Origin of the sequence: Pandoraea captiosa, assembly GCF_902459775.1 — a bacterium.
Lineage (GTDB): Bacteria > Pseudomonadota > Gammaproteobacteria > Burkholderiales > Burkholderiaceae > Pandoraea > Pandoraea captiosa.
Window position 1 is genome coordinate 1 of sequence record NZ_CABPSQ010000028.1, and the last position, 2004, is coordinate 2004.

Consider the following 2004-nt stretch of genomic DNA (forward strand, 5'->3'; position numbering starts at 1 on the left):
CGAACGAAGAAAGCGAAAAAAACTGTTGACGACGACGAGAAGCTGCGACATAATCTCACTTCTCTGCTGCTGATGCAGCGACGCAGAAAACGAAGCGACGGCGCGGTAATTAAGCGACGAAGCGAAGTCAGACGCGATTGATCTTTAAAAATTAAACAACCGATAAGTGTGGGCACTCGATGAATGGTGCGTCTGCTTCGGCAGATAAGCTTTAAATTTATTGAGGCTCACATAGTAATAGGTAAGTTAAGTAATTAACTTGTCAGCATACTTTGAGAGCGACCGGTTCTAGCGATTTATCGCGAAAAACCGAAAACAGTAACAGGTTTAAACTGAAGAGTTTGATCCTGGCTCAGATTGAACGCTGGCGGCATGCCTTACACATGCAAGTCGAACGGCAGCACGGGTGCTTGCACCTGGTGGCGAGTGGCGAACGGGTGAGTAATATATCGGAACGTACCTTGTAGTGGGGGATAGCTCGGCGAAAGCCGGATTAATACCGCATACGCTCTGAGGAGGAAAGCGGGGGACCTTCGGGCCTCGCGCTACAAGAGCGGCCGATATCAGATTAGCTAGTTGGTGAGGTAAAAGCTCACCAAGGCGACGATCTGTAGCTGGTCTGAGAGGACGACCAGCCACACTGGGACTGAGACACGGCCCAGACTCCTACGGGAGGCAGCAGTGGGGAATTTTGGACAATGGGCGAAAGCCTGATCCAGCAATGCCGCGTGTGTGAAGAAGGCCTTCGGGTTGTAAAGCACTTTTGTCCGGAAAGAAATCCTCTGGGTTAATACCTCGGGGGGATGACGGTACCGGAAGAATAAGCACCGGCTAACTACGTGCCAGCAGCCGCGGTAATACGTAGGGTGCAAGCGTTAATCGGAATTACTGGGCGTAAAGCGTGCGCAGGCGGTTTTGTAAGACGGATGTGAAATCCCCGGGCTCAACCTGGGAACTGCATTCGTGACTGCAAGGCTAGAGTATGGCAGAGGGGGGTAGAATTCCACGTGTAGCAGTGAAATGCGTAGAGATGTGGAGGAATACCGATGGCGAAGGCAGCCCCCTGGGCCAATACTGACGCTCATGCACGAAAGCGTGGGGAGCAAACAGGATTAGATACCCTGGTAGTCCACGCCCTAAACGATGTCAACTAGTTGTTGGGGATTCATTTCCTTAGTAACGTAGCTAACGCGTGAAGTTGACCGCCTGGGGAGTACGGTCGCAAGATTAAAACTCAAAGGAATTGACGGGGACCCGCACAAGCGGTGGATGATGTGGATTAATTCGATGCAACGCGAAAAACCTTACCTACCCTTGACATGTACGGAATCCTGCTGAGAGGTGGGAGTGCTCGAAAGAGAACCGTAACACAGGTGCTGCATGGCTGTCGTCAGCTCGTGTCGTGAGATGTTGGGTTAAGTCCCGCAACGAGCGCAACCCTTGTCCTTAGTTGCTACGCAAGAGCACTCTAAGGAGACTGCCGGTGACAAACCGGAGGAAGGTGGGGATGACGTCAAGTCCTCATGGCCCTTATGGGTAGGGCTTCACACGTCATACAATGGTCGGTACAGAGGGCTGCCAAACCGCGAGGTGGAGCTAACCCCAGAAAACCGATCGTAGTCCGGATCGCAGTCTGCAACTCGACTGCGTGAAGCTGGAATCGCTAGTAATCGCGGATCAGCATGTCGCGGTGAATACGTTCCCGGGTCTTGTACACACCGCCCGTCACACCATGGGAGTGGGTTTTGCCAGAAGTAGGTAGCCTAACCGCAAGGAGGGCGCTTACCACGGCAGGATTCATGACTGGGGTGAAGTCGTAACAAGGTAGCCGTAGGGGAACCTGCGGCTGGATCACCTCCTTTCTAGAGCATGCACTGGAAGTTGAGTGTTCACGCTTATCGGTTGTTGACTGCGTAGATCTAAGTCGGGTCTGTAGCTCAGGTGGTTAGAGCACCGTCTTGATAAGGCGGGGGTCGAAGGTTCAAGTCCTTCCAGACCCACCAA

1 tRNA gene and 1 rRNA gene are annotated in these 2004 nt (G+C 52.7%); both read left to right on the forward strand.

Annotated elements, in window-relative coordinates:
- The first annotated feature begins 329 nt into the window (after positions 1-329).
- Positions 330-1862 (forward strand): 16S ribosomal RNA (locus tag PCA31118_RS26835).
- Positions 1863-1926: 64 nt separating this feature from the next.
- Positions 1927-2003: transfer RNA gene (locus tag PCA31118_RS26840), tRNA-Ile, on the forward strand.
- Position 2004 lies beyond the last annotated feature (1 nt).